A 6,643-nucleotide genomic window follows, 5' to 3' on the forward strand; every position below is an offset into this window, starting at 1 on the left:
CAGCATTAACATTGGTTCAATATATCAACAAATTCATATTTGACAGACCAATCAATAATATCAAAATTCAAATAAACTAATTTCACCCAACGGGTTTATTATTATTATTTATTAATGAGACTAATATGTGAATATTATAACATAAATAAAATATTGTGTAACTATTAATTTTGTGATGATAATATATTTGTATTGAACTTTAATAGTAAAATGACAAGTTGTTTAATTGTTTTTGACTGATCAAAAATCACTAAAAGTGGGTATTGTGGAAGTAATAGATTACGCTTATTTTTGTATAGTGATTCTAATAAACTTTTTTTACACAAAAATAATAAATAGCTAAAGTAATTTACATCAATAATTATGAAAAGCAATACATACATTAACGAAGAAAATCTACAAAAATTCACTAATACATTAGCAAACAAAATTCATCATGGATTTACTATTATAGAACAAAATGATAGTTTACCTTTTGCTGTTTTATCAAAAGGCAGGAAAGATGTAGATCATGGATTTAATTTTTTACTTTGTTGTATGACTTTAGGGGTATGGTCAGTTGGCTGGATTTATGTTACTTATGTTTCATCTAGAGAAAAAAATATAGTAATAGCTATCGATGAAGATGGAAATACATTTGAAGAAAAATGCTATTCAAAATAGCATTTTTATAATTTTTCTTTTAGGTATTTTCCAGTAACTGAATCCTTTATTTTTACAATTTGTTCTGGAGTTCCTACTGCTAGTAATTTCCCTCCATTTTCGCCACCTTCTGGTCCTAAATCAATAATCCAATCGGCACATTTTATTAAATCAAGGTTGTGTTCAATTACCAATATGGAATGACCTTTGTCTATTAAAGCATCAAAAGAAGCCAATAATTTTTTGATATCATGAAAATGCAATCCCGTTGTAGGTTCGTCAAAAACAAATAAAGCCTTGTCTTTTGTTGCACCTTTTACTAAGAATGAAGCTAGTTTTATACGCTGTGCTTCTCCGCCTGAAAGTGTAGAAGAAGATTGCCCTAATTGTACATAACCCAATCCCACATCTTGTAAAGGTTGTAATTTTTGAGTGATTTTAGTTTGTTTATTGGCGATAAAAAAAGCAATGGCATCATCTATTGTCATCGTGAGTATATCATGAATATTTTTGCCTTCAAATGTTACTACTAGTACTTCTTTTTTGAATCGTTTCCCGTTACAGGTTTCACAGGGCAATTGCACATCAGCCATGAAAACCATTTCTACGTTAATTGAACCTTCCCCTTTGCAGGTTTCACATCTTCCACCATCAACATTAAACGAGAAATGTTTGGCTTGGTAACCTCTTATTTTTGATAGTTTTTCTTTGGCATACAATTCCCTAATATCATCATACGCTTTAATATACGTCACAGGATTAGAACGAGAACTTCTTCCTATAGGGTTTTGATCTACATATTCTATATGTTTGATTTGCGAAAAAGAACCAGTCATTTCAGTAAACTGCCCTGCTTTTTCACCCACGTTCTCCAGTTTTTTTTGCATCGCCGGAAAAAGGATTTTCTTAACAAGCGTACTCTTTCCACTTCCAGAAACTCCAGTAATTACGGTTAATACATCAAGAGGAAAAGTTACATCTATATTCTGTAAATTATTTTCTCTTGCTCCTTTTATTTCAATAAAATTCTTGAAAGCTCTTCGTTTTTTTGGAACAGTAATTTCTAAATCACCATTTAGATATTTTGCAGTAAGTGAAGTCGATTTTAGTATTTCGGCATAGGTTCCTTGTGCTACTAGATTACCTCCAAAAGTTCCAGCTTCTGGACCAATATCAATAATCATATCAGCGGCTTTCATAATATCTTCATCGTGTTCGACCACGATGACCGTATTTCCTAAGTCTCGCAATGAAAGCAAAACTTTTATCAGACGCTCTGTATCTTTTGGGTGTAAACCAATGCTTGGCTCATCTAAAATATACATCGAACCCACTAAACTACTTCCAAGTGAAGTTGCTAAGTTGATGCGTTGTGATTCTCCACCGGAAAGCGTTGCTGAATTCCTGTTTAATGTTAGATAATCTAATCCTACTTCGGTTAAAAAAGATAAACGGTTGTTGATTTCTACCAATAATCGTTTGGCTATTTGTTTCTCATAAACATCTAAATCAATGTTTTTGAAAAACGTAACTAAATGTTTAATAGGTAAATCAACTAAATCTGAAACTGTTTTTTCGTTGATTTTCACATATGAGGATTCAATTCTTAATCGTTTTCCTTTACAAGAATAACATTTGGTTTTCCCTCTATAACGAGAAAGCATTACTCTATTTTGGATTTTATAATTTTTTTCTTCTAGTTCTTTAAAAAAATCATTCAAGCCTTGAAAATAGCTGTTTCCATTCCAAATCAGTTCTTTTTGATCCTCGGATAATTGATAATATGGTTTGTGTATTGGGAAATCAAACTTGTAAGCTTTATTGACTAATTCGTCTCGATACCAGCTCATACTTTCACCTCTCCACGGGAATATGGCATTTTCAAAAACGGATAAAGTCGTATTTGGGACCACTAAATCGGCATCAATACCTATAATATTGCCATATCCTTCACATACGGGACATGCTCCATACGGATTATTAAAGCTGAATAAATGTACATTTGGTTCCAGAAATGTTATCCCATCCAATTCAAAATTATTAGAATAGGAATACTTTTTATCAGAGTTTAATTCCTGTAAATGGCAAATTCCTTTTCCTTCAAAAAAAGCAGTTTGAACCGCATCTGCCAATCGATTATAGAATTCTTCTTCGTCTTTGACTACTATCCTATCTATAATGAGTTTTATGTCTTTATTATCTAAAGAATGTTGGTCTATTTCGTCTAAACGGACCATTTCATTATTAATCAGAATCCTTGCAAAACCTTGTTGTAAAAGTACTTTTAGTTTGTCTACCAATTTTCGTCCCTCTTCAAGATGGATAGGAGCTAGAAGTAACCATTTACTGTCTAAATCAAATGTTTTAACATCTGCAACCACATCAGTCACCGTATTTTTTTTGACTTCACGACCAGAAACAGGTGAATATGTTCTTCCTATTCTGGCAAAAAGCAATTTTACATAATCGTATATTTCTGTTGAAGTTCCTACTGTAGAACGGGCGTTTGTGGTATTCACCTTTTGTTCGATAGCAATCGCAGGAGCAATTCCCTTGATGTATTCTACTTTTGGTTTGTCTAATCGTCCAAGAAATTGTCTCGCATAAGATGATAAACTTTCTACATAACGGCGTTGTCCCTCGGCGTATAAAGTATCAAAGGCCAAACTTGATTTTCCAGAACCTGAAAGTCCTGTGATTACCACTAATTTATTTCGTGGAATAGCAACATCTACATTTTTTAGGTTATGTACTTGTGCGCCTTTTATGATGATATTTTTCTTTGGATCTAATTGAGAAAGGTCAATTTGCATAAAAATTATAATTTCTACAAAAGTAATCAATTAAAAGATGAGAATATCTACAGAATGATAAGCAATAATAGGTTTTCTGATTTGTTTTTGTTGAGGATCAATTTATCAGGAGTATGCTGTTGAACTTCTAATTGATCATTTGATTCAAATTTTTGAAATTTATTTTTTTGAATAAAATATCGTGAAATAAAATAATAGTCTAATTTGACAATTCATTAGGTGTCTTGTAAAAGCGCAAGTATATTTCTTTAAAATAAACGCTGCCTTATAGTTAGTTGTTAATTAAATTGTGAAGTTGTTTTATTTGATTTTCGTCTTGTAATTTTATCTCCAGCTATAAAAATTGGAGTTAAAATTATAATGCATACAAATTACTTCAACGAGTTGAGGAGGTCAAGAAAATTAGTTTAGGTTTACCTTACCAAGAATAATTCTTATTTGAATTTTAAAATAACAGTAACTTAAAGTTGATTCTAGGCTTTCCAGTTTTTTGATAAAAATTACTGCTACTAATTATGTTTTTTATAGATTTTTTTTGTTTTAATATTCTTATTATGTTTATTTTTTAGGAATTATAAATTTATTTAACAATACTTTGTTTTTTTTGTTATCAAAGCTCTTTATTTAACATGAAATTAAGTCAATATTTTCTCGTATACCCATACATTACCTATACAGTTATCTAAATAACATTTTTTTCGTTTGTAGTATTTCTTCATTTTTATCTGTTTTTATTTGGTTAAACTAACAAATAATATTTTTTTAGTTTGTATGGTTTTTTTTCGATGGGTATTAAATTTTAATGGTTTTCATTGAATTAATTTTATAAAATCAAAAAATAATAAACATGAAAAAAATCACATCATTGATTATCATACTGCTTAGTGCATTAAGCTACTCACAAAATGCCCCTATCACCTTTGAGGTTGGTCAGAATGGTGCTAATTGGACTTTTACCAATTTTGACAATGGACCAAGTGCAACTGTAGGGTTTGAAAAGGTTTCAAATCCCTTCAAAACTGTTGGTAATCCCTCGGAAACTGTTGGGAAGTTCACAGCCTTATCTGGAAGTGATCTGGGAGGTTCTGGAGCAGGTTGTCAATCCAAGCATGGTGTCGATTTGGGAACTTTTAAATTATCTTACGCCAATAGCACCGTTAAAATTATGGTTTACAAAACCGTTAAAAGTCCTGTTGGGATAAAGTTTGCCGAGGCCGATGGTGGCTCAAACGGTGAATTAACTGTTACAAACACAAAAATCAACGAGTGGGAAGAATTAACTTTTGACTTTACGGGAAGAATTGGTGCTACCAAATCAGGGGCTATAGATCAATTAATTCTCTTCATGGACTTAACAGAAAATAGACCCGTTGCTACAGTAAGTTATTTTGATAACATTACTTTTTCAAAATCATTAGTTCCTGCGCCAATTGTGGCTTGTGATGCAGTTTTAACAGATGCTTCAGAAGGTACATTTGCAGTGGGTTATAGAGCTAAATTTGAGACTGTTGGTTCAAGCGTGAACATTACGTTTGAACTTTTGGATCAAAAAGATGGTCTGGTTGCTTTTTTACATAGAGAATTTCCTTTTGAAGAAACTCAGATGGCTAACAAGGCAGGGACTAGAATTTTTACCCAAACAATTTCTGGACAAACACAGGGAGATATAATAAGTTATGCAGTTAAATTTGCTTTTGCTGGTGGTTTATCGAAAACAAAATATATTAAATATGAAGTAGGGAGCTTTTGTGATGGTATTATACCTACTACGCCAACTACTGCTGCGTCAACACCTACTGCTGCTGCACCTCATGTAATTTCGCTTTTTAGTGGAGGGGCTTATAGCGACAAAGCGGGAACTAACTGGAATCCTTCTTGGGGACAAGCAACCATATATGAGGAAGTAAGTATTGCAGGAAATGCTACCAAGAAATATTCAAACTTTAATTACCAAGGAGTAGTATTACAAACACCAATAGATGTCTCTAATATGAGCAAACTTCATTTGGACGTATGGTCTCAAGATTGTAATGCTTTGAAAGTATTTTTGATTCCTACTACTGGTTCCGAAAAAAGTATAACAGTGAATCCTACTTTGTCAGGTTGGAATTCATTTGATATTGTTTTAGCTGATTATACAAATGTGGATTTAAAAAGTATAAAAGAATTAAAATTCGAATCAGTAACTGCTGGAACAACAGTTTATCTTGATAATATTTATTTTGTAAAAGAGTTGGATCCATCGATGGCGATGAATGCGCCTGTTACTTTTGAAGTAGGTGGGCATGGTGCATCTTGGACATTTACAAATTTTGATAATGGTCCAGGAACAGAAGGATACGAAAAAGTGGCAAATCCTTTTGTAACAGGTATTAATACATCAGCAACTGTTGGTAAATTTACAGCTACCGCTGCAGGCAATGCGGGTGCAGGATGTCAAACAAATGATATAGGTAAATTTACGTTAGATACTAAAAATTCTTTGGTGAAAATTATGGTATACAAAACCGAAATCAGTGATGTTGCATTAAAATTTGCAGTAGCTGGAGGAGGTTCACTTGGAGAGATAAAAGTAAAAAATACCAAAATCAATGAATGGGAAGAGTTATCATTTGAATTTTACAATCAGATAGGAAAACTTGAATCAACTGATATTGTAACAATGATTATCTCATTGGACAATAAAGCAAGATCCTCTGATAAGGTGTCTTACTTTGATAATATTACTTTCTCTAAATCATCGGTTCAGACACCAGCACTTGTATGCGATGCTGTTTTGAAAGATGCAAGTCAAGGTTCATTTACTACGGGTTACAAAGCTAAATTTGAAACTGTTGGGACTGATGTAAACATAACTTTTGAATTACTAGATCAAAGAGATGGACTTGTTGCTGGTTTATGGAAAGAAAGTCCTTTTGCAGAATCTGCAATGGTTAATAATCCGGCTGGAAGTAAAATATTTACAGCAAAATTAACTAATCAAAAAGTTGGTGATTTGATAAGCTATGCTTGTAAATTTGCTTATGCTGGTGGACAATCGGTTACAAAATACATTAAATATGAAGTTGGAACAGCCTGTACAGATAGTGCTCCACCGCCAGTGGTTGCAGGGCCAACGTTACCTTTAGATTTTGAATCAGGAACGTTTGCTTTTGTTGATTTTGACGGAGGTGCTGCTAGTACAGTTG

The 6,643-nt window shown here is 32.5% G+C and carries 2 protein-coding genes and 1 pseudogene; 2 read left to right on the plus strand and 1 reads right to left on the minus strand.

Annotation, left to right across the window (positions count from 1 at the left end):
* Positions 1-363 precede the first annotated feature (363 nt).
* Positions 364-663 carry a hypothetical protein gene (locus DFR66_RS09630; RefSeq protein ID WP_114754637.1) on the plus strand — a complete coding sequence of 100 codons (300 nt, stop codon included), beginning with the start codon at positions 364-366 and terminating at the stop codon, positions 661-663.
* Positions 664-668: 5 nt separating this feature from the next.
* On the opposite strand, the gene uvrA is transcribed toward DFR66_RS09630, so the two are convergent.
* Positions 669-3,455 carry an excinuclease ABC subunit UvrA gene (gene uvrA, locus DFR66_RS09635; protein ID WP_114754638.1) on the minus strand — a complete coding sequence of 929 codons (2,787 nt, stop codon included), beginning with the start codon at positions 3,453-3,455 and terminating at the stop codon, positions 669-671.
* A gap of 847 nt (positions 3,456-4,302) precedes the next feature.
* Here uvrA and DFR66_RS13920 point away from each other — a divergent pair.
* Positions 4,303-6,643 (plus strand): annotated as a pseudogene (locus tag DFR66_RS13920) (hypothetical protein); the annotation flags it as partial.

It is taken from the genome of Flavobacterium glaciei, assembly GCF_003350545.1.
GTDB lineage: Bacteria > Bacteroidota > Bacteroidia > Flavobacteriales > Flavobacteriaceae > Flavobacterium > Flavobacterium glaciei.